This window comes from Bacillus sp. JK74 (assembly GCF_053663395.1).
The window spans coordinates 566029-587490 of record NZ_JBSJQB010000002.1; the positions used below are offsets into that span (position 1 = coordinate 566029).

Annotated in this window: 24 protein-coding genes; 3 read left to right on the top strand and 21 right to left on the bottom strand. The window is 46.3% G+C overall.

Features of this window, described 5'->3' with window-relative positions; genetic code table 11:
• Positions 1-25 precede the first annotated feature (25 nt).
• Positions 26-1645 (bottom strand): ABC-F family ATP-binding cassette domain-containing protein, encoded by a 1620-nt coding sequence (locus tag ACWJJ5_RS07145; protein ID WP_454022307.1) that lies wholly within the window; start codon positions 1643-1645, stop codon positions 26-28.
• A gap of 162 nt (positions 1646-1807) precedes the next feature.
• Between ACWJJ5_RS07145 and ACWJJ5_RS07150 the strand changes: the two genes are divergently transcribed.
• The gene (locus ACWJJ5_RS07150; protein WP_021493749.1) at positions 1808-2077 is read left to right on the top strand and encodes a hypothetical protein; all 270 of its coding nucleotides are present in this window, start codon (positions 1808-1810) and stop codon (positions 2075-2077) included.
• A gap of 37 nt (positions 2078-2114) precedes the next feature.
• On the opposite strand, the gene sipT is transcribed toward ACWJJ5_RS07150, so the two are convergent.
• The 14 genes from sipT to ACWJJ5_RS07220 all read right to left on the bottom strand — a co-directional run bounded on the left by sipT (position 2115) and on the right by ACWJJ5_RS07220 (position 14901).
• Positions 2115-2696: a signal peptidase I sipT gene (sipT, locus tag ACWJJ5_RS07155; protein ID WP_003154568.1), complete on the bottom strand. Its 582-nt coding sequence runs from the start codon at positions 2694-2696 to the stop codon at positions 2115-2117.
• A gap of 130 nt (positions 2697-2826) precedes the next feature.
• On the bottom strand, positions 2827-4731 hold the full coding sequence (locus ACWJJ5_RS07160) for a PTS fructose transporter subunit IIABC (protein WP_003154570.1): 1905 nt from the start codon (positions 4729-4731) through the stop codon (positions 2827-2829).
• A gap of 14 nt (positions 4732-4745) precedes the next feature.
• Entirely contained in the window at positions 4746-5657 is a 912-nt protein-coding gene (pfkB, locus tag ACWJJ5_RS07165) for a 1-phosphofructokinase (protein ID WP_003154572.1), read from the bottom strand.
• Positions 5654-6409: a DeoR/GlpR family DNA-binding transcription regulator gene (locus tag ACWJJ5_RS07170; RefSeq protein WP_014417627.1), complete on the bottom strand. Its 756-nt coding sequence runs from the start codon at positions 6407-6409 to the stop codon at positions 5654-5656. The genes pfkB and ACWJJ5_RS07170 overlap by 4 nt, the downstream gene beginning before the upstream one ends.
• Positions 6410-6690: 281 nt before the next feature.
• On the bottom strand, positions 6691-7884 hold the full coding sequence (locus ACWJJ5_RS07175) for an ABC transporter permease (protein ID WP_071391893.1): 1194 nt from the start codon (positions 7882-7884) through the stop codon (positions 6691-6693).
• Entirely contained in the window at positions 7881-8573 is a 693-nt protein-coding gene (locus tag ACWJJ5_RS07180) for an ABC transporter ATP-binding protein (protein ID WP_071391894.1), read from the bottom strand. Before ACWJJ5_RS07180 ends, ACWJJ5_RS07175 begins: the two co-directional genes overlap by 4 nt.
• Positions 8574-9710: an efflux RND transporter periplasmic adaptor subunit gene (locus ACWJJ5_RS07185; protein ID WP_043867055.1), complete on the bottom strand. Its 1137-nt coding sequence runs from the start codon at positions 9708-9710 to the stop codon at positions 8574-8576.
• A gap of 1 nt (position 9711) precedes the next feature.
• A complete protein-coding gene (locus tag ACWJJ5_RS07190) occupies positions 9712-10410 on the bottom strand; it encodes a Yip1 family protein (protein ID WP_063174791.1) in 699 nt (232 codons plus the stop codon).
• Positions 10411-10734: 324 nt separating this feature from the next.
• Entirely contained in the window at positions 10735-10968 is a 234-nt protein-coding gene (gene moaD / locus ACWJJ5_RS07195) for a molybdopterin converting factor subunit 1 (protein ID WP_007409633.1), read from the bottom strand.
• Positions 10965-11435 (bottom strand): molybdenum cofactor biosynthesis protein MoaE, encoded by a 471-nt coding sequence (locus ACWJJ5_RS07200; protein WP_003154579.1) that lies wholly within the window; start codon positions 11433-11435, stop codon positions 10965-10967. Before ACWJJ5_RS07200 ends, moaD begins: the two co-directional genes overlap by 4 nt.
• A complete protein-coding gene (mobB, locus tag ACWJJ5_RS07205; protein WP_041482361.1) occupies positions 11436-11957 on the bottom strand; it encodes a molybdopterin-guanine dinucleotide biosynthesis protein B in 522 nt (173 codons plus the stop codon).
• Positions 11918-13210: a molybdopterin molybdotransferase MoeA gene (locus ACWJJ5_RS07210; RefSeq protein ID WP_454022308.1), complete on the bottom strand. Its 1293-nt coding sequence runs from the start codon at positions 13208-13210 to the stop codon at positions 11918-11920. Before ACWJJ5_RS07210 ends, mobB begins: the two co-directional genes overlap by 40 nt.
• A gap of 17 nt (positions 13211-13227) precedes the next feature.
• Positions 13228-14247, bottom strand: a complete 1020-nt coding sequence (locus ACWJJ5_RS07215) for a molybdopterin-synthase adenylyltransferase MoeB (protein WP_007611113.1) — start codon at positions 14245-14247, stop codon at positions 13228-13230.
• Between the two features lie 51 nt (positions 14248-14298).
• Positions 14299-14901 carry a molybdenum cofactor guanylyltransferase gene (locus tag ACWJJ5_RS07220; RefSeq protein WP_077722144.1) on the bottom strand — a complete coding sequence of 201 codons (603 nt, stop codon included), beginning with the start codon at positions 14899-14901 and terminating at the stop codon, positions 14299-14301.
• Between the two features lie 145 nt (positions 14902-15046).
• Here ACWJJ5_RS07220 and ACWJJ5_RS07225 point away from each other — a divergent pair, with 145 nt between their 5' ends.
• The gene (locus ACWJJ5_RS07225; RefSeq protein ID WP_069473386.1) at positions 15047-16039 is read left to right on the top strand and encodes a coiled-coil domain-containing protein; all 993 of its coding nucleotides are present in this window, start codon (positions 15047-15049) and stop codon (positions 16037-16039) included.
• Between the two features lie 20 nt (positions 16040-16059).
• On the opposite strand, the gene rok is transcribed toward ACWJJ5_RS07225, so the two are convergent.
• Positions 16060-16656: a transcriptional regulator Rok gene (gene rok / locus ACWJJ5_RS07230; protein WP_069473385.1), complete on the bottom strand. Its 597-nt coding sequence runs from the start codon at positions 16654-16656 to the stop codon at positions 16060-16062.
• Between the two features lie 451 nt (positions 16657-17107).
• Positions 17108-17566 (bottom strand): redoxin domain-containing protein, encoded by a 459-nt coding sequence (locus tag ACWJJ5_RS07235; RefSeq protein WP_454022309.1) that lies wholly within the window; start codon positions 17564-17566, stop codon positions 17108-17110.
• Positions 17567-17853: 287 nt separating this feature from the next.
• On the opposite strand from ACWJJ5_RS07235, the gene ACWJJ5_RS07240 reads away from it, so the two are divergent.
• Entirely contained in the window at positions 17854-18660 is an 807-nt protein-coding gene (locus tag ACWJJ5_RS07240; protein ID WP_060386912.1) for a mechanosensitive ion channel family protein, read from the top strand.
• A gap of 33 nt (positions 18661-18693) precedes the next feature.
• On the opposite strand, the gene ACWJJ5_RS07245 is transcribed toward ACWJJ5_RS07240, so the two are convergent.
• The 4 genes from ACWJJ5_RS07245 to ACWJJ5_RS07260 all read right to left on the bottom strand — a co-directional run bounded on the left by ACWJJ5_RS07245 (position 18694) and on the right by ACWJJ5_RS07260 (position 21442).
• A complete protein-coding gene (locus ACWJJ5_RS07245) occupies positions 18694-18939 on the bottom strand; it encodes a YkuS family protein (RefSeq protein WP_003154596.1) in 246 nt (81 codons plus the stop codon).
• Between the two features lie 60 nt (positions 18940-18999).
• Entirely contained in the window at positions 19000-20124 is a 1125-nt protein-coding gene (locus tag ACWJJ5_RS07250) for an N-acetyldiaminopimelate deacetylase (protein WP_014304923.1), read from the bottom strand.
• A 70-nt stretch (positions 20125-20194) separates the two neighbouring features.
• Positions 20195-20905 carry a 2,3,4,5-tetrahydropyridine-2,6-dicarboxylate N-acetyltransferase gene (dapD, locus tag ACWJJ5_RS07255; protein ID WP_007409623.1) on the bottom strand — a complete coding sequence of 237 codons (711 nt, stop codon included), beginning with the start codon at positions 20903-20905 and terminating at the stop codon, positions 20195-20197.
• An 81-nt stretch (positions 20906-20986) separates the two neighbouring features.
• On the bottom strand, positions 20987-21442 hold the full coding sequence (locus ACWJJ5_RS07260) for a flavodoxin (RefSeq protein WP_077722141.1): 456 nt from the start codon (positions 21440-21442) through the stop codon (positions 20987-20989).
• Positions 21443-21462 lie beyond the last annotated feature (20 nt).

A 21462-nucleotide genomic window follows, 5' to 3' on the forward strand; every position in this document is an offset into this window, starting at 1 on the left:
AAGCAGAGTCTCCCCTGCTTCTTTATTACGCGTATAGCTCTTCAAGCTTTTTCTGCACATCCGCGTTTTCAAGAAATTCGTCATAAGACATTTGTTTATCAACAATGCCTTTAGGCGTTAATTCAATGATGCGGTTGGCAATTGTCTGTACAAACTGATGGTCATGAGATGAAAACAGCATAGCGCCTTTAAAGCTGATTAAGCCGTTGTTAAGCGCCGTAATGGATTCCAAATCTAAGTGGTTTGTCGGTTCATCCAGAATTAAGATATTCGCGCCGGAAAGCATCGCTTTTGAAAGCATGCAGCGCACTTTTTCTCCTCCGGAAAGGACGTTTGATTTTTTGTTGACTTCTTCTCCTGAGAACAGCATGCGTCCTAAGAAACCGCGCAGAAAGCTTTCGCTTTGGTCATGCGGCGAGTATTGGCGGAGCCAGTCGACAAGGTTCGCATCGCTGCCGTCAAAATATTCGCTGTTGTCTTTAGGGAAGTACGCCTGAGAAGTGGTCACGCCCCATTTAAATGTGCCGCTGTCTGCTTCCATTTCCCCGGAAATGATTTTAAACAATGTCGTAACGGCAAGTTCGTTGCGGCCCGTAAATGCAATTTTGTCTTCTCTGTTCATAATAAAGCTGACGTTATCAAGCACCTTAACCCCGTCAATCGTTTTTGTTAAGCCTTCAACCAGCAGCACGTCATTTCCGATCTCGCGTTCCGGCGTGAAATTGACATAAGGATAACGGCGTGATGACGGTTTAATATCATCAAGCGTGATTTTATCAAGGAGTTTCTTTCTTGATGTCGCCTGCTTTGATTTAGAGGCGTTGGCGCTGAATCTGGCCACGAACTCCTGAAGCTGTTTAATCTGCTCTTCTTTTTTCTTGTTGGCTTCCTGAGAAAGCTTTAAAGCAAGCTGGCTTGATTCATACCAGAAATCATAGTTGCCGACGTACACTTGAATTTTATTAAAATCAAGATCGGCGATGTGCGTGCACACTTTATTTAAAAAGTGACGGTCATGGGATACGACGATGACTGTGTTCTCAAAGTTGATTAAAAACTCTTCCAGCCACTGAATCGCTTTCAGATCCAAGTGGTTGGTCGGTTCATCAAGCAGCAGAACGTCCGGCTTGCCGAACAGCGCCTGTGCCAAAAGCACTTTCACCTTTTCTGAACCGCCTAAGTCGGCCATTTTCTTCGTATGCAGGTCTTCAGAGATGCCCAGCCCCTTTAACAAAATAGCGGCTTCACTTTCAGCTTCCCATCCGTTTAATTCCGCAAACTCTCCTTCAAGTTCAGCGGCGCGGATGCCGTCTTCATCTGAAAAATCAGGCTTCATATAAATCGCGTCTTTTTCCTGCATGACTTCGTATAAACGTTTATGCCCCATGATGACGACTTTCAGCACTTCACAGTCTTCATATTCAAAGTGGTTCTGCTTCAGAATGGCAAGACGTTCGCCCGGGCTCATATGGACATCGCCGGTCTGCGGCTCCAGCTCACCGGATAAAATTTTCAAAAATGTTGATTTTCCGGCACCGTTTGCGCCTATTAATCCGTAGCAGTTGCCCGGCGTAAATTTAATATTGACATCTTCAAATAACTTGCGATCCGCAAAACGCAAGCTCACATTATTTACAGCAATCATTTAGAATCCTCCATCGTGTCTATCATCATTAAAAGTATACCATGAATAAAGGGGAAGAGAAATGTTTCCCTGCGAATATACGGGTTTGAAAAGATGCAGGCGTCAAACCCGGAGCGCTGTGATACAATAGATATATATACATATTCATCACGGAGGAACAAGTTGAAGCTTTTAACACTCACAGAATACTGTCTTATGATTTTCTTCACCGGGGTTTTTCTGGCCGTCACAGGCTTTACGGCACGTGACATCGGCTTGTACGTCGGAATCGCCCTCATTTATACGTTTTCGCATCTCTTTTCAAAACGGATGCTTGAAAAACGCGGCAAAGAGAAGAAGCAGGTGAATCTTTTTTTCAGCGTTCTGGCCATTGTCGGATCAGTGCTGGCCACAGTATTGTTCATCGCCGTCGCCGCCTCGTTTGCCAAATAAAAAACGCCTGCTGTCCGAATCGGGCAGCGCGGCGTTTTTATTTTGTCTGACGCATATCATGAAACGGGAAGAACACAAACTTCGAGGTGCCGACGATCCGGTTTTCGGCTATTAAGCCGAGGCCGTTCCGGCTGTCCATTGAATTCAGCCGATTGTCGCCCATGACGAAGTATTTGCCTTTCGGAACCTTTACGGGGCCGAAATCTCCCGTCAGGTTGACTCCCAGTTTTTTCGCTTCTTTTTTATTGCTTGCGAGGTACGGTTCTGCGATTTTTTTGCCGTTTATATAAAGCGTGTCATTTTTCATTTCCACCGTTTCTCCAGGTTTTCCGATGAGCCGCTTTACATAATGGACTTTCGACGTATCGCCGTTAATAATGACGATGTCCCCCCGCTCGATTTCTCCGATATAATTGACGCTTTTGTTGACAAACAGTCTTTCACCGTCATGTAATGTCGGGTACATTGATGATCCTTCCACTAAGTACGGTTCAAACAGGAAATGGCGGATTAACAGCGCAAGTGCAACCGCTATAATGATGGCCTTTCCCCATTCCCAATATGTGTTGGATTTTCTTTTTACCGATTTTTCAGAAGTAGGTTTTTGTTCTTCAGTCAACGTGGTTCCTCCTAGACGATCACTGTTTCGGTTCATGTACCATCTTTACTTTATCACAACTCATCACAAAATACATAACGCTTCTATGCGCATATGATTGAAAAAAGCGCCCGTAAAGGACGCTTTTCGCTTATTTCTCTACTACCGGTTTTTTGATGATTCCCAAGATAACCGCCGTTACAATCGCTCCGATCACGATGCTCATTAAGTAAAGCAGCGGATGGTTCGTAATGAATGCAACGAATATCCCTCCGTGCGGTGCAGGAAGCGTTACCCGGAAAAACTCTGTCAGTCCGCCCGCTACCGCAGAACCGACAACGGCTGCAGGGATGACGCGAAGCGGATCAGCCGCTGCAAACGGGATGGCGCCTTCTGTAACGAAAGCTGCTCCCATGAAGTAGCACGTAATACCGGCTTCACGGTCACGTTTAGAGAATTTGTGTTTAAAGAATGTTGTCGCCAGTGCGATTCCAAGCGGCGGAGCCATTCCGCCCGCCATGATGGCCGCATGCGGCGCATAGTTTCCGGCATCGATCATCGCGATACCGAAAGTGAACGCCGCTTTATTGAGCGGGCCGCCCATGTCGATAGCCATCATACCGCCTAAAATAATACCCATTAAGACAAGGTTTCCAGTTCCAAGGCTTTCAAGCCAATTTGTTAAGAAATTCATAAACGCTGCTACAGGTGTGTTAATGACAAACTGCATCAGGACACCGGTGATAAAAATACCGAGCAGCGGATAAATCAATACAGGTTTTAATCCGTCAAGAGTCTGAGGGATAAAGACAAACAGCTTTTTCAAAAGGACTACGACATAACCGGCTAAGAATCCGGCAATCAGTCCGCCCAAGAATCCGGCATTCGCCTGCGTAGCCATAAATCCGCCGACCATACCCGGCGCAAATCCCGGACGGTCCGCAATACTCATTGCGATGAATCCGGCAAGAACTGCAACAATCAGCTTTAACGCATTACCGTCACCGATAAAGTTCAGCGCGGCAGCAAACGTGTTGTATGTCGGGTCTTTCGGATCAGCTGAATGAATTCCCCAGAAGAATGAAATCGCAACGAGAATTCCGCCGCCGACGACAAATGGCAGCATGTTGCTGACACCGCTCATTAAGTGTTTATAGAAAGTACTTCCGATGCTTGTGCCTGATTTCTGTTTCGGACCGTCTTCATTTGAAGCGGAAGATCCTCCGCCGCTGCCCTCGTAAATCGGCGCATCTTGGTTAACGGCTTTTTCAATCAGTTCCTGAGGACGTCTGATACCGGCCGTTACAGGCACTTGAAGAACATGTTTGCCTTTAAAGCGCTCCATTTCAACCTGTTTATCAGCCGCTACGATAATCGCAGGCGCGTCTTCAATTTCTTGAGCCGTCAGCTTATGTTTAATACCGCTTGAACCGTTTGTCTCGACTTTAATGTCAACGCCGAGCTCTTTCGCTTTTTCTTTCAATGCGTCAGCTGCCATGAACGTATGAGCGATACCTGTCGGGCATGCCGTAACCGCAAGGATTTTCCCTTTTCCTGACGGCGCTGCCTGTTCTTCCTGCTCTTCTTCTTCCTCATCGTCATCTTTGTCATGCTGATTGATGATGTCAATGATCGCATCTTCTGATTCAGCTTCAAGAAGCTGTTTGCGGATTTCCTCACGCATAAGAAGCGTTGAAAGTCTTGATAATGCCTCAAGGTGCGTATTGTTCGCTCCTTCGGTTGCCGCAATCATAAAGACCAAGTGTGCCGGCTGACCGTCTAATGATTCATAATCCACACCATCTTTTGAACGGCCGAATGCGATGGCCGGGTTAATGACGCTCGCCGTCTTCGCGTGAGGAATGGCAATACCTTCGCCGATTCCCGTCGAGCTTTGGCTTTCACGATTTAAAATGGCTGCTTTGTAAGCCTCTCTGTCATTTAATCTGCCGGCTTTGTCAAGCACTGTCACCATTTCATCGATAACGTTTTCTTTCTCTTTGCTTTCTATATTGAGATGAATTGTATCTCTTGTTAACAGCTCAGTTATCTTCACTTTTCTTTCCTCCTCTATAGACGTGTGACTTTAACTTCAGGAAGAAGCTGCTGTACAAACTCTTCAGTTCCGAGTTCTTCAGAAAATGCCGTCGCGCTTCCGGAAGCAACTCCTAAACGGAACGCATCTTCCAAAGGCAGCTGTTTTGAAATTCCCGCAAGGAATCCCGCGACGACGGAATCACCCGCGCCTACCGAATTGACAAGCTTTCCTTTAGGAACATTGGCGAGGAAAACCGCCTCTTTCGTAAATAAAAGCGCACCGTCGCCAGCCATCGAAACAATCGCGTGTTCAGCGCCTTGTTCAATTAATTTTTTACCGTAAGGAACGGCAGCTTCGGCTGAATCAATGACCGTATTGAACATTTCCCCAAGCTCATGATGATTCGGCTTCATCAAAAACGGTTTCATTTCTGTCGCTTTCATCAGCGCTTCACCGGAGATGTCCACCACTACCCGGGCATTCTGCTTTCTGCATGCCTCAGCAATTTTTTCATACGTGTTATGCGGCAGGGAAGAAGGGATGCTTCCCGCTAAAACGACGATGTCTCCCTCTTCCAGAGCGGAGAACTGTTCTAAAAAGGCATTGAACACTTCGTCTGAAATCGTCGGGCCCTGTCCGTTAATTTCCGTTTCATCGCCCGTTTTCAGTTTTACATTTATACGCGTGTCTTCATCCACCTCAGAAAAAGCCGTTTCCAGACCTTCCTGCTGCAAAAATGACGTGATATAATTTCCGGTAAATCCGCCGACAAACCCCAATGCTTTTGACGGCACATGGTGTCTTTTCAGTAATCTCGAAACGTTGATGCCTTTTCCGCCGGGATACTTCGTGTCATAGCTGGAACGGTTTAAACCGCCTACGGCAAAATCTTCAACGTGAACGATATAGTCAACAGACGGATTGAGGGTTACAGTGTAAATCATGGTTTCACTACCTTTACGACAGTTTTTTCTTGGTAATTATCGAATGCAAGTTCTTCAGCTTCAGTGGTAATGATAGCTGCATCGCCCAAGGCGGCGAACGCTGCGAAAGAAATCTCGCCGAATTTAGAAGGATCGGCTAAAACATACGCATTTTTCGCCTGTCTCACAGCCTTTGTCTTCAGAAGAGCCTCATCCGGATCGGGTGTTGTAAAGCCGGCTTCAATGTGCACGCCGTTCACCCCGAGAAAGCTTTTGTCAAAACGGTACTGGCTGACCGCCGTTAATGAGGCGCCGCCGATCATCGCACCTGTTCTATGCTTCACATATCCTCCGAGAAGATAAAAAGGAATCCCCTTCCTTATTAAAGCGTCGATATGCATAACCCCGTTTGTGACAACCACAATGTCCTTTGTATGATCTATAAAATCAATCATGTGCAATGTAGTTGTTCCCGCATCAAGGTAAATACAGTCACCTTCTTCTAATAAAGATGCCGCTTCTTCAGCGATCTTCAGTTTATCCTGAAGGTTTTTGGAGGATTTTTCAAGCATATCGGGTTCTTGCCTGCTATTGGAAAGTTTAGACGCCCCGCCATGAACGCGCTTTAAAAACCCGCGCTCTTCAAGTGTTGATAAATCTCTTCTGATCGTTGATTCAGAAGCGTTTGTCATGCTTATCAGCTCTTGAATCTTCACCACATCTCGCTTTTCAATCTGATCCATAATCAGCTGATACCTTTCAGGAGTGAGCATATTCCGCCTCCTTTGAAAACGTATTCATTTCGGCTGCAAGATAATTGTAAACGCTTTTTTTACTTCAAGCAACTAAAATCACTCAAATTCATTCAATAACTATCAAAATCTTTCACATTTGTTCATATTAACGTATGTACATAGGGTTTGTAAACTGTAAATTCGACAAAAAGGGGGACAATTGTATGACATTTTCTTTTTATCATAAATGAAAAAAGTCTATTATATTCATTCAATCATTAAAACACAAAAAACCCCATGCAGACTGCATGGGGCGCCGGTTATTCATACCGTAACGCTTCAATCGGATCTAAGCGTGATGCTTTGTTGGCGGGCAGCATGCCGAAAATGACACCGATCAGCATACTGAACAGCACGCCGATACAAACCACCTGCCAGGAAACGAGCGACGGCCAGCCTGCGATAAGGGAAACGAGTGTTGCTCCCCCGTAGCCGAGACCGATTCCGATTAAGCCGCCGATTAATGTAAGCACAACAGATTCAATTAAGAATTGTGTCAGAATCTGTCCTCTCGTGGCACCGAGCGATTTGCGGATGCCGATTTCTCTTGTCCGTTCCGTCACTGATACGAGCATAATATTCATGACCCCGATCCCGCCGACAACGAGAGAAATACCGGCGATCGAACCGATGATCGTCGTCATAACGGTCGTGACCTGACCGATTCCCGCCGCGATTTCTTCCATATTCATGACTTGATAGGCCTCTTTTGTACCGTGATTGTCATTTAAGAGACGGGCCGCTTCTTTTCCTGTTGTTTTGATTTGATCAGCGGACTCCGTCTGAACGGAAACGTTGCTGTAGTCGTTAGTACCGAAAGACGTTTTCAGCATGTTGAACGGCACATACATTTCACTGAGTCCTAACGATAAAAAGCCGCTCTCTTCTTTCAGTACGCCGATTACTTCTACGGGCTGTCCGCCGGCCCAGACGATTTTTCCGAGCGGAGACGTTTTCCCGAACAGCTTTTCAGCCATTTTTTTCGAGATGATTCCCGCTCTTTTCCCGGAAAGAAAATCATTGTCCGTAAATGTCCGTCCATCTTGAACGTCCAGCTTTTTTACGTCCAAGTAGCCGCTGTTAATGCCGTTCAGCGTAATATCCGTGTCTTCTTCATGGTAACGGGCCGTCATGGATTTTACCGCGGAAGCGACAACCTGCTTTACGCCGTCCACTCCTTTTAATCCATTAATATCTTCTTCTGTAAAACTCGCTTGCTGTAAGGCGTTCGGATTGGCTGTTAATTCTTCATCACTCGGCAGGTAAAACAATTCAATCGTATTGCCCGGCCCGCTGATGGATTGCTTCAGCATTTGCTCTCCGCCCTGGCCGACAGCCACAACAACGATTACTGAACCGACGCCGATAATGATTCCGAGCATTGTCAGAATCGATCTCAGCTTGTGAGCTCTTACGGAACTGAGGGCCATCCGGAGATTTTCTGACAGGCTCATTCCCCCACTCTCCTCTGCTCAGAATCGCGGGAAACGATCATGCCGTCACGGACGAAAATCACTCTGTTTGTACAGTCCGCCACTTCAGGCTCATGAGTGACAAGCACCACGGTCACGCCCTCTGCATTAAGCTCTGTGAACTGCTCCATAATGGAAATGCTTGTTTTCGTATCCAGCGCGCCGGTCGGTTCATCAGCTAAAATGAGCTTCGGTTCGTTCACGATGGCTCTTGCAATCGCGACACGCTGCTTCTGGCCGCCGGACAGCTCATTCGGCATGTGACGCATCCGATCCGCCAAACCGACTTTTTCCAGCGCGTGCTCAGCCCGTTCCTCACGCTCTTTTTTGCCGATACCGGCATAGATCATTGGGAGTTCGACATTTTTTCTTGCATTCAATCGCGGCAGCAGCTGAAACTGCTGAAAGACAAATCCGATTGATTTGTTCCGGACCGCCGCAAGCTCTTTTTCGGTGCATGAAGAAACATCTTCGCCCGCAAGACTGTAACTGCCGGACGTCGGTCTGTCCAGACAGCCGATGATATTCATAATCGTAGATTTTCCCGATCCCGACGGTCCCATAATTGACACATATTCTCCTTCTTCAATCGTCAGGTCGATTGAACGGAGAACATCAAACGTCTCCTTGCCGATCTGATAGCTTTTTTTCACCTTTGAAAGCTGAATCATCTATGCTTTCACATCCGTTCCGTCAGTCAAACCGTCAGCCGGATTCAGAATGACTTTATCATCCTTTGAAAGCCCCTCTTTTATCTCCGTAAGCTGATTTGCGGTATCGCCGACTTTAACTTTCACGCGTTTGGCCTTCCCGTCTTTTACCGTAAAGACCCAGTGCTCATCTCCGTCTTTTTTGACTGCGGAGGACGGCAGCGTATCGGCTTTCCGTTTGTCGGTTTCAATGTTCATAATTAATTTAAATCCCGGCTTGCCTTCCGGAAGGTTTCCGATCAGCTTAACCTGAAACGGATACTGGACGGCTTGTTCCGTGCTTTCCCCCGAAGCAGCGCTTGACTTTTGATCCGGAACGAGGCCGACAGCCGCCACTCTCCCTTTCCACGTTTTGCCGGGGATGGCGTCTGAGGTGATTGTAACGCTTTGGCCCTTTTTCACTTTCAGCGTGTCGTATTCGGACAAATTGCCGGCAACGACCAGGTGTTCCGGGTCTCCTATATGTATAACCGGTTCTTGAATATCCGATTTTTTAGAAGCCGCTTCTTGATTTACCGAGATAACCGTCCCGTCCATCTCACTCTTAACATTGAGATTCGACACTTGATTTTCAAGAGACTGCTTTTGCAAATCAGATTGCTTTAATTCGATTTCCGCCGTTTTTTGCTGAAGCTGCAGATCAGTCCGTTCGGATTCAATTTGTTTTTTGGCTTCAGCTTCTCCCACTTGTTTTGCCAGATCTTGTTCCTTGCTGTTTAATGCTCTGAGTTTTTCTTCAACTTGTTCGATTTGCATCCGTTTTGATTGTTCTGTCAACTCATTTTGTTCTTTATCAAGGTTGAGCTGCTCATTTGTATAAGTGACTAACGACGACCCTTTTTTTACTTTGTCGCCTTCTTTTACTTTCACTTTATCAAGAGTTCCTTTATCTGCTTCATAAAAAACATACTGTTCTTTAGAGAATTTAAGTGTTCCCGGAACCATAACCGTAGATGAGATTTCTCTGTTTTCCATGGTTCCGGTTTCGATTTTTTTTCCGGCGCTGCCGCCCGCGGGAGCGGCAGACTTATAAATATTGATACCGATGAATACTGCAACAATTACGGCGATGCCGATTCCGATCCAAATTTTTTTCATGTTATACACCTGCTGTCACTGAACTTAACAGTCCTCCGACTGCCGAAACCAAAAGCATAATAACAAACAGGACAATCGCGGAAGTCCAGGCCGCTTTTTTCGAAATGCCGCCTGTATAGCGAAGTCCCAAAGCCAGCAGAATATAGCTCCAGATGCTGAAAATGTCGAACGCGCTTAAAAAGACCGCGACGCCGTCTCCGGCCGGTATGACACTCGCCAAAGATGTAACGGCGTACAATGAGCCCGCACCGGTAAAATAAGTGACAAGACCGTTAATAACTAAGCCGATATTGGTAATAAACGCCGTAAACAGGCTGAGTGAGAGCATTTTTTTGTAAGTTGTCACGCCGCCTGACATTTTGACGCACAGCCAGTAAATGAGCGGAACGATAAACAGAGCGATAATGCCCCCGAAGATTCCTCCGAACATCGTGCCGAATTTAGCGAAGGTTTTGGTCATTTCAATCTGATCATCCGTCAAACCGTCAAGAGATGAGCTGTTCAGCACTTCTTCATAATTCATCCCCAGTCCGCGCAAAATACTGCCGGCCGCGATGAGAATGATGACAATCAGGAGAGGTATGCCGATGACCGGCTTTTCTTTTAATCTTTTAAACTGCACAACAGGACTTGTAATGACGCCGAAAATTGACGGCTTTTCCGTGACTGCCGCATTGCTTTTTTCCAGGTTTGGTTCCATATAGCTGATGCCTCCTATGTATTATTCTGTTTATACGTACGCTTTAGGCTGAGAGAAGTTTCAATTTTTTTGCCGTTTGCGTATTTATGCTAAATTGTAACACAAATTCTCAGCTTTACGTTCCATAATTATGTAAAAAAAAGCATCGTCAGACCGGTATGACGGGTGGCTCAAAACCTTGTAAAGGCACTGTTATCAGCCTATTCATGCAGTGAAAACCGCCTCAATTGCAAAACCCTTTAAATCCCATTTAAATATTCTCTGAAATTCAGCCCATATATACAAAAAGAGCCGGATGGCAATGATGCACACCCGGCTCTTTTTTCACCCTCCGCTTACAGGAGGGATAAAGGCAATGGTATCACCTTCTGTTACGATGCTGTTGTCTTTTACATATGTTTCATTGATTGCGATCATGGCATTGTCAATTGTCTGAAGGCCGTACCGTTCCTTTAACAGCGTTTTTACAGCAGACGCCGCCGTCTCTTTTTCGTCAAGTTCAATGACCGGTGTTCCCGCCTGCTCCGCAAGCCCGGCAAATAATAATACTTTAATCATCGCGATTCCCCTTTATCCAAATCCGGTTTTCCGTTCGGATAGGGCGTTGTTTCCAGCTGATCGCCTATCCATTCTTCCCCGTCTTCCCAGATTTCCTTTTTCCATATCGGCACAATCTGTTTTATCCGTTCAATTGCATATTCATTCGCCTCATATGCCGCCTTTCTGTGCGGAGAAGACACGGCGATTACGACCGCTGCTTCACCGATATCAAGGACGCCGACACGGTGAGTGATTGCAGCTTCGGCTCCTTCCCATTTCGCGCTGATTTCACTGCCGATTTGAGAAAGCATTTGAACAGCCATCGGTTCATACGCTTCATATTCTAGACGCACTGTCCGCCGTCCTGCAGTCCACTCTCTGACCGTGCCGATAAACGTTGTGATGGCGCCGGCTTCACGCTTTTCAACTTTTTTTACGATATTTTCCGCAATGATAGGTTCCCTTGTAATTTGAAAACGTTCCATTTAAGCAGATTCCCCTTTCAGCTGCGAAAGCACAAACATAATGGCAGCCGGATCGTCCGCATGGAATACGGGCTTGCCTGCATCTGTCGGCATATGCTCCGTATTTCTGCTGACAACCGCGATCACGCGCTCCAAATGCTTCAGCTTTTGCCAATCTTCGCTGTTTTTGATCATAATGATTTTCGGATGCGGTGCATGTTTAAACCCCTCTATGAGAAGACCGTCAATTCCCAGACATTCATACAGACTGATCAAACCCGCCAGATCCCATTTTTTTCGCGCCGTAAGCTGCAGGACGCCGTCCCCTTCTACTGCCGTAACCGCGGCTCCGGCTTTTGAAAAACGCTCCGAGTCTTTTCCGTCAGAAAAAGGTTCCGGTTCTCCGCCATGTCCGTGATGTTTTAAACATCCAATATCGCACTCTTTCGGCGCCGCTTTCAGCACACGTTCAATAAACGTTGTTTTACCGCTGTTTTGAAAACCTACGATCTGGACGATCGGGAAAGAATTGACCACGGCCATTCACTTCCATTCTCATCACGAATAAGGAGCGCGTGAACCGTCCGGCCCGCTTCATACCCCCTCGTTCCTCCCGGCAGAAGGATAAACGCGTTTGCTTCGGCAAGAGATGTGACTGAGCTTGATTTGTCGAGACCGACCGGTGACGCCATCATTTTTCCGTCCTTATGATAAACAAATGCCCTCACAAATCTCGTAAACGGATTCGGCTTCGGAAAGTCGTTTGTTAACACGGCTTCCGCCCATCCGGAATGAGGTTTTTCATTCAGAAGCCACGTCTGAATCATCGGTTTAACAAACAGGGTGAATCCGACATAACATGCGGACGGATTGCCTGAAAGGCCGAACAGCAGCATGTCATCTGCCCGGGCGACAGTTGTCACGCTCCCCGGGCGCATTGCCACTTTGTTAAAAAGAACTTCCGCTCCGAGCTTATTATAAATGTCCGGAAGAAAATCAAAATCGCCGACTGACACGCCGCCGGTCGTGATCAGAAAATCAACTTTTTTCATAGCTTCCTTCACCGCAGCATAGCTGTCATCAAAATCATCGGAAATTTTCCCTAAGTTCAGCGGTACCGCACCCGCTTCAATGACCTGGGCATACACCATGGCAGCGTTGCTGTTGCGGATTTTCCCCGGCTCAAGCGGATCGCTGACATGAAGAAGCTCGGTTCCCGTTGCGATAATGCCGACAACCGGCTTTCTGACCACGGGAACGGAAGCATAGCCGAAGGTTGCTAAAAGAGCGGTTACGCCCGGCGTGATTTTCGTCCCTTTTTTTAATAGCGAGCTGCCTTTTTTCGCATCTTCTCCTTGATATGAAATATTATCGCCCGCATGAAAAGGGCGTTTCACTGACATGTAATTCGTGCCGCTTTCAGAAAACGTTTTTGTCAGCTCAAGCATCACTACGGCATCGGCGCCTCTGGGAATCTGCGCCCCCGTCATAATGCGGACCGCTTCATAAGGCCCGAGTTCTTTTTCTGACACGGCGCCTGCTCCGATATGGTCAATGACTTCAAAGGTGACGGCATTGTCACGGGAAGCCGTTTTTGAATCGCTCGCCCTGATGGCAAACCCGTCATACGGGGAACGGTTAAAGGCCGGCACATCATGATCCGCCTTAACATCCTCCGCCAAATAGCGGTGGAGACTGTCCTCAAGCGCCACCCATTCGGTATCCCCCTTTTTTTTATACAGGCTCACCCGGCGGACTGCTTCGTCCACCTGAATCGGCGTTCTTTTTTCAAGCATAGCAATACATCCCCTTCCTACAGTCCGATCACTCTGGCCAGAACTGAATTTGCTTCTTTTATATCGTTTGTACCGTGAATCAGAGCCCGTCCGTCCTGAAAAATAACGATTCTGAAGCGCTCGTACGCCATGTGCAGCAAAAACTCATTTGCTTCCACTTTACCGATCTGCTTCAGACGTTTGACAAGCTCTTCTTTATCCAGCCTCTTTAAGGCTTCCGATCTGATTTGAACGGTGTCTCTTCCGCACAGCACGCTTGCTTTCGGCCTGTTTTCAGGCTGCAGATACGGATATACGGGCTCCGCGCCGCAGGAAGGGCAATGATCCCGTTTGATCTGATCCACATTTATGCTCATATTGGTGTTATTCCACACGTCAAACGTGAAAAAGCGCCGATTTACCGCCGCATGATTTCCTGTCAGCAATTTCAGCGCCTCTGCCTGCTGATAAGCGGAGACGATATGAACCGCCGGAGGTATGATGCCTGCTGTATCACATGTCGCTCCGCCCACGGGCATTTGCTCAAACAGGCAGGATAAACACGGCGTAACCCCCGGAATAATCGTCATGCACATTCCCTGACTGCTGACACAGGCACCGTAAATCCAAGGTGTTTTCGTTTTCAGTGCCAGATCATTGATGACCATTCTCGTTTCAAAATTATCTGTCGCATCCACGATGCAATCCGCTTGTTCGATCAGCGGTTCGAGCGTTTCCGCCGTACCTTCCGCCGCGTAAGCATCGATATGTATATCACTGTTTACCGCTAAAAGACGCGCCTTGGCCGCCATTGCTTTCGGCAGGCGCTGTCTCGCGTCTTCTTCTGTATACAGCTGCTGTCTTTGTAAATTGCTCCATTCCACATAATCCCGGTCAATAATCGCCATACGGCCCGCTCCGGCTCTTGCCAGGCCCTCTGCCGCGGCTGTTCCGAGGGCTCCGGCTCCGACAATCAGGACACTGCTGTCAGCCAGCGCCTGCTGCCCTTTTTCCCCTATCGGCTTAAATCTTGTCTGCCGCGAATAGCGCTCTTCCATCTGTGTTGTCCCCTTGCATTTTTATTTCCATCATACCATGTTTCTTCCCGATCAGTCCTGATTTGAAGACTCGACATGCGCCAAAAGTCTGGTGTAATCATCCCGTGTGTTGACATTAGCGAACTCCTCCGGCCCGGCGCCGATGTCTTCAGCCTGCACATAACAGACAGACAGCCGTTTCAGCGTGTCTGTCATTTTCAGTTTGTTTTGTGTCAGCTGATCAAAAAGCACATCCTGCACCCGTTTATGGTAAACCGCCAAGAGGGGCTGCTCTCTGTTTTCACAAACCGGTATGACAGCGTCCAGGTTTCCGGTCAGCTTCATTTCAAGCGCAGCCATCGTTTTTCTTGTCACGAGCGGCGTGTCACAGGATATGACCGTATATGTTTCGCCTTCCGTTTGTTCCATTGCCGTATATATGCCGGCAAGCGGGCCCATTCCCCGAAACCGCGGCTCATCGGCAAAAACATGCCGCTCCCTGTTTGATAAGAACTTTTTTATATGCTCAGGGCGGCTGATAATTACCGTTTCTCCGCCGCCGAAGGCTTTTTTCGCCTGTTCATAAAACATGCCGCCCTTCCACTTTGCAAAAGCTTTCGGTTCTCCGAATCTTCGGGAAGCTCCCCCCGCTAATATTACATTCACCCGTTTCATGTCATCTCTCTCCCATTCTATATAAAAGCATAGCAAACGCCTCAGCCGAAATACAATATTACGGTGCTTGTCTGTTTAATTAAGAGGAATAGCCGTTGTTCCTTTCCCATATTGTAGTGTTAACATCATGAGGGAGATGGTTCTTATGAAAATATCAGGTCCGTTTTTCCACGACACTTCTCAAGAGAACCTTTACTTGAAATCCGAACTTTCCAGATGCAGAAAAATAATTTCAGAATTTGAAGCAAGCTACTTCCATCAAAAAAATAATAAGCTTCAGGAGGAAAACGCCAATATTAAAGAGCGGCTTCACAAGCTTTCTGACGAATTGGAAGCCATGGCTCAAAAACACAAACAGACAAGTGACACGGAGCGTTCTTTGCATGAAATCAGAGCCGGGCTGCTCGATAAAATCGTCATTCTGCAAGAATTGCTTCAGCAGGAAACGTTTCGGCGGAAAAATGAGATGGAAGAAAAGCATCGTCTGCATCTTACAAATATAAAATTTGAAGAAGAAAATAAAAACTTACATACCCGCATCCGCTCACTTGAGACCGCCATTCAAACCGAACGGACTTCTCACGAAGATATGAAACAGCGTTATCATGCCGCTGCAGACGAAAATACCCGGCTCCAAACACAAATGATAGAAAAAGAATACCAGCTCAAACATATTAAAATAGAAATTAATCATATGAGAGATCGAATACTAGAAACAAAAGAACGGCTTGTAGAAATAGAAAAAACGAAAGAAAAGTTATTTCAAGAAACCATTCTTTCGTATAAACGGCAGCTGGACGAAAGTGATGCTTGGATTGCCGGCCATTTTGCTGATATTGACAGCCGCACGGCGGAACCGGCGGAACAAACTCTGGAAATTCCTTCCGTTTCCAAAGAGACTGTTCAGGCAGAAGACTTGCTTACAGCCGTTACCGAACAAGTCATCTCCCTGCAAAAACAATTTGTACAATCAGAGTCCCGCGATCAGTCGTTTGATGAAAAACTGGATGCGTTGAAAGAACGCGCTGACGGCGAAAAGCCTTTCCAAAAATATGTTGTCAAGCTTGAAAAAAAGCCTGGAAAAGATGCGTCACTTCCGCAGAATAAGCGGGAAAGCGCAAAAAAACTGCTTGAGTAACGCAAGCAGTTTTTACTGTTTTATTCAGCAGCCGTATCATTTGCCGTTTCTGCTGTTTCCTGAGAAATTTCTCCCTCAAGAATATATTGGCCGCGGTATGGTTTTTTCACTTCCGGATACATTTTAATTAAGCTTTGCATAAATGTTGTCATATTAGGAATTTCAAGGCCGCTTTCCTTTTCAATTTCCTTTTGCAGTTCGGAACTTTTGATCGCTGCATTGTGGCGTTTCAATGTTTTAATCGCTGCTTCGCGCAGTTTTGCCGCTTTCGATCCCGGTCTCGCCGTCCCTCTTCTTCTTCTTGTAGAACCGTCTGGAATGCCTGCGGGAAGAGACGTAATAGACTGCATCTGCTGCTGGGAGGATTGAGGCTGTGTCTGCGGCTTTTGATAGCTTCTCATTTCCTGTGCTGCAAGCTCTGCAAGTACCGGGAGGGAGTCACTTTTTTTCTCCGGACGAAACTCTTTTTTTGTATCGGACAGGCTGCCCGTATTGTCTAATTCTCTCAGTTTTGCATATATTTTATCACGTTCTATTTGATATTCACGAATGACTTTTACCTCTGCTTCGTTCAATTGTTCTAAACGTAAGCGCAGCGCTTCTCTTTCATTAAACATGTGTAAAACCCCCTGTCAAAAATTTAAACGCTTTTATTAAGATATTAGATTACAAAAGTAATTTTATCAACTATTATTTTATCATTTTACTATTTTATTTACTCTATGAAAAATTGCTTATTTTCTGAAAATGGTACTTTATATACAAAAATCCCTTATCATATAGGGGATTCTGGACAAAGTTCCAATTTATTCAACCATTTCAAAATATAACTTGAAATTACTTGTTTAATGAAAATTAGCGTGATATCTACAATTTTCGACTATAATATGTAAAAGATAATGATATGGATAAAACAAGCGGTACAGCGTGTTTACCGCTGTTTCTCTTATTTTTTAAGCCACACATGTCATATTGGAATTTTTTATCCAATAGACACAAAAAAACCCTGTTACCTAACGGCAAAGGGTTTGCAGAACCGAGACAATAGTCCGACGGAGATTGTCCCGATTACTCAGAAGCCTGCTCCGTTTCTGAAAGTACCCGGCTGATGCGTTTTTCAAGCATTTTCATCCCGCTCTCTCCCGCTTGAAAATGGCGGAGCTGTCCGTTTTTATCAAAAACGTAATAAGCCGGCACATATTCATTTTCAAATACGTCAGTCAGCGTATGATCGCTGTCGACGCAAATCGGCTGAGAGATATCGTGCTCAGCCGCTGTTTTCTTGATTTTCTCAAGATCAAGATCGTCTTCGGAACGGGGCGTGTGGACGGCCAACACATTCAGCTGATCTTTATATTTATCACGAAACCCGTTCACCTCAGGCATCGCTTCTTTACACATGCGGCAGCTGGCGGACCAGAAGTGAATCAGTGCCGGCTTTCCGCCGACCAGCTGTTCCTTCGTGACTTCTCTGTTAATCCATGCTTTAGCGCCGGACAATTCAGGCATTTGCTGATGTAATTTCATCTCATTTCCCTCCTTATGAAAAAGTTTTTTGCCGGGGCTTTCAGTCCGCCGGGCAACGTCCTCCTGTTTTCTCTCCAAAGGATATGATTTGGCTGAATCACCATGTTAAAATGAGTGTGGAGATTCTTTAGTACATATCTTCACAAAAATGAAGATATTGAAACCGGGGCAATATGAACAAATCATAAATGTAATAACTGGTTTCTATGAAAAGGTTTATCTTATTTAAAAAACGGGTATATCACTTTTAGCTTTTTCTGCAATAGACTTGAAAGGAAGACATCACTATGATTGATTTAAAACACTTTGATTGGGCCGGGCTTCTCACATCTGCCGGGATTTTCATCATAAAGCTGGCTCTCATTATTTTAGCGTACTTTATTTTCCGGACGGCAGGAAAAAAGCTGATCAAGCATCTGTTTCAGAAATTCGAGCAACAAAACAACCTCTCCACGGGCCGCGCTTATACTTTGCGAAGCCTCGCGCTCAATGTGTATGGATACATCCTGATATTCGTTTTTATCGTGATGATTTTGGATTTATTCCACTACAATCCGAGCGCTCTCATTGCCGGCGCCGGCGTGGTCGGTCTCGCAGTCGGCTTCGGGGCTCAGGGGCTTGTCAGTGACATCGTCACCGGATTTTTTATCCTTTTGGAAAAACAGATTGACGTCGGTGATTATATTACGGTTGCCGGCTACAGCGGCATTGTCGAGCAGGTCGGTCTCCGTACAACGCAAATCCGGAGCTTTGACGGCACGCTTCACTATCTTCCCAACCGGGGCATCACGAATGTGAGCAACCATTCCCGCGGAACGATGCAGGCGCTTGTCGATATTAAAGTGCCGCTTGAAAAAAATCTTGATGAAACCATTCAAATCCTGCAAACCGCGTGTGACAAAGCAGCCGCTGAGCTCCCGCAGATTAAGGAAGGGCCGGACGTCATCGGGGTTCAAGATTTAAGCACGTCAGAAATGGTGATCAGAATCATTGCCAAAACAGAAAATATGGAGCAATGGCGGGTTGAACGCGTACTGCGGAGAGAAATAAAAATCGCGCTTGACCGTTTTAAAAACGCCGCTTCCGCCGAATAGAAAAACCGAAGCGTAAGCTTCGGTTTTTTCTTTTTAATGAAATTTTTTTTCCACTTCGCTGCAGATTTCATCGGCGGTCATTCCGGAAGCCGTAATGACGGGAGCCTGAGTTGACGTATCGGCAATTCCTTGAACATTGCTGTCAAGTCCGGTTACGACACAGCAGTCACAATTCTTCGCATCCTCAGGAGTCTTCATCATCACTACGTCATATCCTTTTTGTTTTAACGCCTGTTCTACATCCGATAAAGATTGTTCAATTCCAATTTTTTTCGTCATATTGAACACCTCCGTTATGTAGAATGCTCAATTTTTGTTAGATTATTCTTCTTTTCGGATTTAATTGGCATACTTCGAAAAATATCCAACCATGACATTTACCGCGGTTTCCATCGCATCTTCATCCGGGTTCAGCTTGGCGTGATGAAGCCCGTGGGATGAATCGGCCCCCAGCCAGAACATAAAGCCGGGATATTTTTTCAGCATATATCCGAAATCTTCTCCGGTCATCGCTTCTTTCGCCGTTTTCACGTCAGCAAGCTGATGATCGCTGACAAATTGCATAAATTCTTCGGTCAGGCCGCTTGTATTATAAACTTGATGATAAACGGACGGATACGTGACTTTTCCTTTGCATCGGAAGCCGATTTCAATTCCTTTGACAAGCTCTTCAATCCGCTTTTTCACCATACGCATTGATTCCTCGGAAAGCGTCCGGATGGTTCCCTCCAGATGAGCATGCTCTGCGATGATATTTTGCGCCGTGCCCCCGGTAATCGTTCCGACAGTTATCACAGCGCTGTCAAGCGGATCCGTATTTCTGGATATGACCGTTTGCAGCTGCGTGACAAGCGTGCTCGCGGCAACGACCATGTCGTCTGCTGTATGCGGATATGCCGCATGTCCGCCTTTCCCCTCAAGATCGATGACAAGCTCGCTCGTATTGGCAAACAGCAATCCGCTTTTGGTGGAAATGGTGCCGACCGGCAGCTCAGGTGCTATATGGAGGGCGGTGATCAAATCCGGCGTCCATTTTTTCAGCACATCGCTTTCAAGCATCGGTGCCGCTCCGCCCGGTCCTTCTTCAGCCGGCTGGAATAAAAAGAGCAGATCATGTTTGACGGGATGATGGACAAAATGATCAATAATGCCGAGCGCGATGGTCATGTGCATATCGTGGCCGCATGCGTGCATAAAACCGGGGTGCTCAGATGCAAACGGAAGCCCCGTCTGCTCTTCAATCGACAGAGCGTCTATATCCGCTCTGTAGGCGAGCATTTTTTCCGGAGCCGTGCCGTTGATTTTGACAAAGATGCCGGTTCTCCAAGTTTCGATTTCAATTCTTTCTTCCGGATATTGGTTTAAAAGATTCAGCAGGTACTGCTGGGTTTTATATTCCTGAAAGCCGATCTCCGGAATGCGGTGCAGATCTCTTCGGATGGCAATGAGCCGCTCTTTTTCCATATGTATTCCTCCTTGAGATAAGAATAAGGCGTGGATTTTATCATCCACGCCCATTCTATCAAACCATTCCTTACAGCTGGCGTAATTCCTGTTTGATTTCTGTTTTTCCTTTTGTTTTTTCATCGATATCTTTGATTTTTTTCGCTGGTGTTCCCGCTACAACGGTATATGGCTCGACGTCATTTACAACGATGGCTCCGGCGGCGACAACCGCGCCTTTACCGATTGTTACACCTTCAAGCACAACCGCATTTGCGCCGATCACAACGTCGTCTTCTACGACAACAGGCTTAGCGCTAGGCGGCTCAATAACGCCCGCTAATACAGAACCCGCTCCGATGTGGCAGTTTTTGCCTACAGTCGCGCGTCCTCCGAGAACAACGTTCATATCAATCATCGTACCTTCGCCGATGACTGAACCGATATTAATAGATGCACCCATCATGATAACGGCATTGTCGCCGATTTCGACTTGGTCGCGGATAATAGCGCCGGGCTCGATTCTCGCTTTAACATCTTTTAAATCAAGCATCGGGATCGCAGAGTTGCGGCGGTCATTCTCAATGACGTAATCCTCAATTTTGTCTTTGTTTTCTTCGATTGCGCTTTTAATTTCAGCCCACTCGCCAAAAACGACGCCGGATTGGCCGTTCAGGAATGTTTTAGCGGAATCGCCAAAGCTGATTCCTTCAAGATCGCCTTTTACATACACTTTTACAGGCGTTGATTTTGTACTATTTTGAATAAATGAAATAATTTCATTTGCATCCATCATTTTCATATGTATTGTCCTCCTCTGATTTTCTACCTCATTACTGTAACAAAGGAAGGATACAAAGACAAGAAAAAAAGGAACAAGCCTTTATTCTGCCGGCTGGCTGCACAGCGCGGCAAACTGTCTTCCGAATTCCCGGAGCTCTTCTTCCTCACTGCCCTCAGGGTTGTTTTCAATTTTGACCGACGGCAGCACCACCCGTCCGCCACGGGCCGTGATTACTTTTTCCAATTCGTCAACCGCTCCGCAAAAAAACTCATAGGACGTATCTCCGGAACCGAACAAAGCAAATGTTTTTCCCGTAAACTCCAGGTTTTCCATATCTTCTACAATATCGAGCATTTCATCAGGAAGATCCCCGTCTCCCCACGTATATGTGCCTAATAAAATATACTCGTAATCATTAAAAAGTTCGGCATGAATATCCATCGCTTCATATCTGTCTACGGATGCTTGTGCTTCGATCAGCCCTTTTTCAATTAAATCCGCCATCGCCTCGGTGTTTCCTGACATTGTAGCGTAAACAAGCAATACATTCCCCATCTTCGTCTCTCCTTTATGCA

Bases quoted from the DNA above. Each gene is read 5' to 3' on its own strand.
- ACWJJ5_RS07145 (WP_454022307.1), bottom strand. From the start codon at position 1,645: ATGATTGCTGTAAATAATGTGAGCTTGCGTTTTGCGGATCGCAAGTTA.
- pfkB (WP_003154572.1), bottom strand. From the start codon at position 5,657: ATGATTTACACTGTAACCCTCAATCCGTCTGTTGACTATATCGTTCAC.
- ACWJJ5_RS07170 (WP_014417627.1), bottom strand. From the start codon at position 6,409: ATGCTCACTCCTGAAAGGTATCAGCTGATTATGGATCAGATTGAAAAG.
- ACWJJ5_RS07175 (WP_071391893.1), bottom strand. From the start codon at position 7,884: ATGAGCCTGTCAGAAAATCTCCGGATGGCCCTCAGTTCCGTAAGAGCT.
- ACWJJ5_RS07180 (WP_071391894.1), bottom strand. From the start codon at position 8,573: ATGATTCAGCTTTCAAAGGTGAAAAAAAGCTATCAGATCGGCAAGGAG.
- ACWJJ5_RS07185 (WP_043867055.1), bottom strand. From the start codon at position 9,710: ATGAAAAAAATTTGGATCGGAATCGGCATCGCCGTAATTGTTGCAGTA.
- ACWJJ5_RS07190 (WP_063174791.1), bottom strand. From the start codon at position 10,410: ATGGAACCAAACCTGGAAAAAAGCAATGCGGCAGTCACGGAAAAGCCG.
- moaD (WP_007409633.1), bottom strand. From the start codon at position 10,968: ATGATTAAAGTATTATTATTTGCCGGGCTTGCGGAGCAGGCGGGAACA.
- ACWJJ5_RS07200 (WP_003154579.1), bottom strand. From the start codon at position 11,435: ATGGAACGTTTTCAAATTACAAGGGAACCTATCATTGCGGAAAATATC.
- mobB (WP_041482361.1), bottom strand. From the start codon at position 11,957: ATGGCCGTGGTCAATTCTTTCCCGATCGTCCAGATCGTAGGTTTTCAA.
- ACWJJ5_RS07210 (WP_454022308.1), bottom strand. From the start codon at position 13,210: ATGCTTGAAAAAAGAACGCCGATTCAGGTGGACGAAGCAGTCCGCCGG.
- ACWJJ5_RS07215 (WP_007611113.1), bottom strand. From the start codon at position 14,247: ATGGAAGAGCGCTATTCGCGGCAGACAAGATTTAAGCCGATAGGGGAA.
- ACWJJ5_RS07220 (WP_077722144.1), bottom strand. From the start codon at position 14,901: ATGAAACGGGTGAATGTAATATTAGCGGGGGGAGCTTCCCGAAGATTC.
- ACWJJ5_RS07225 (WP_069473386.1), top strand. From the start codon at position 15,047: ATGAAAATATCAGGTCCGTTTTTCCACGACACTTCTCAAGAGAACCTT.
- rok (WP_069473385.1), bottom strand. From the start codon at position 16,656: ATGTTTAATGAAAGAGAAGCGCTGCGCTTACGTTTAGAACAATTGAAC.
- ACWJJ5_RS07235 (WP_454022309.1), bottom strand. From the start codon at position 17,566: ATGAAATTACATCAGCAAATGCCTGAATTGTCCGGCGCTAAAGCATGG.
- ACWJJ5_RS07240 (WP_060386912.1), top strand. From the start codon at position 17,854: ATGATTGATTTAAAACACTTTGATTGGGCCGGGCTTCTCACATCTGCC.
- ACWJJ5_RS07245 (WP_003154596.1), bottom strand. From the start codon at position 18,939: ATGACGAAAAAAATTGGAATTGAACAATCTTTATCGGATGTAGAACAG.
- ACWJJ5_RS07250 (WP_014304923.1), bottom strand. From the start codon at position 20,124: ATGGAAAAAGAGCGGCTCATTGCCATCCGAAGAGATCTGCACCGCATT.
- dapD (WP_007409623.1), bottom strand. From the start codon at position 20,905: ATGAAAATGATGGATGCAAATGAAATTATTTCATTTATTCAAAATAGT.
- ACWJJ5_RS07260 (WP_077722141.1), bottom strand. From the start codon at position 21,442: ATGGGGAATGTATTGCTTGTTTACGCTACAATGTCAGGAAACACCGAG.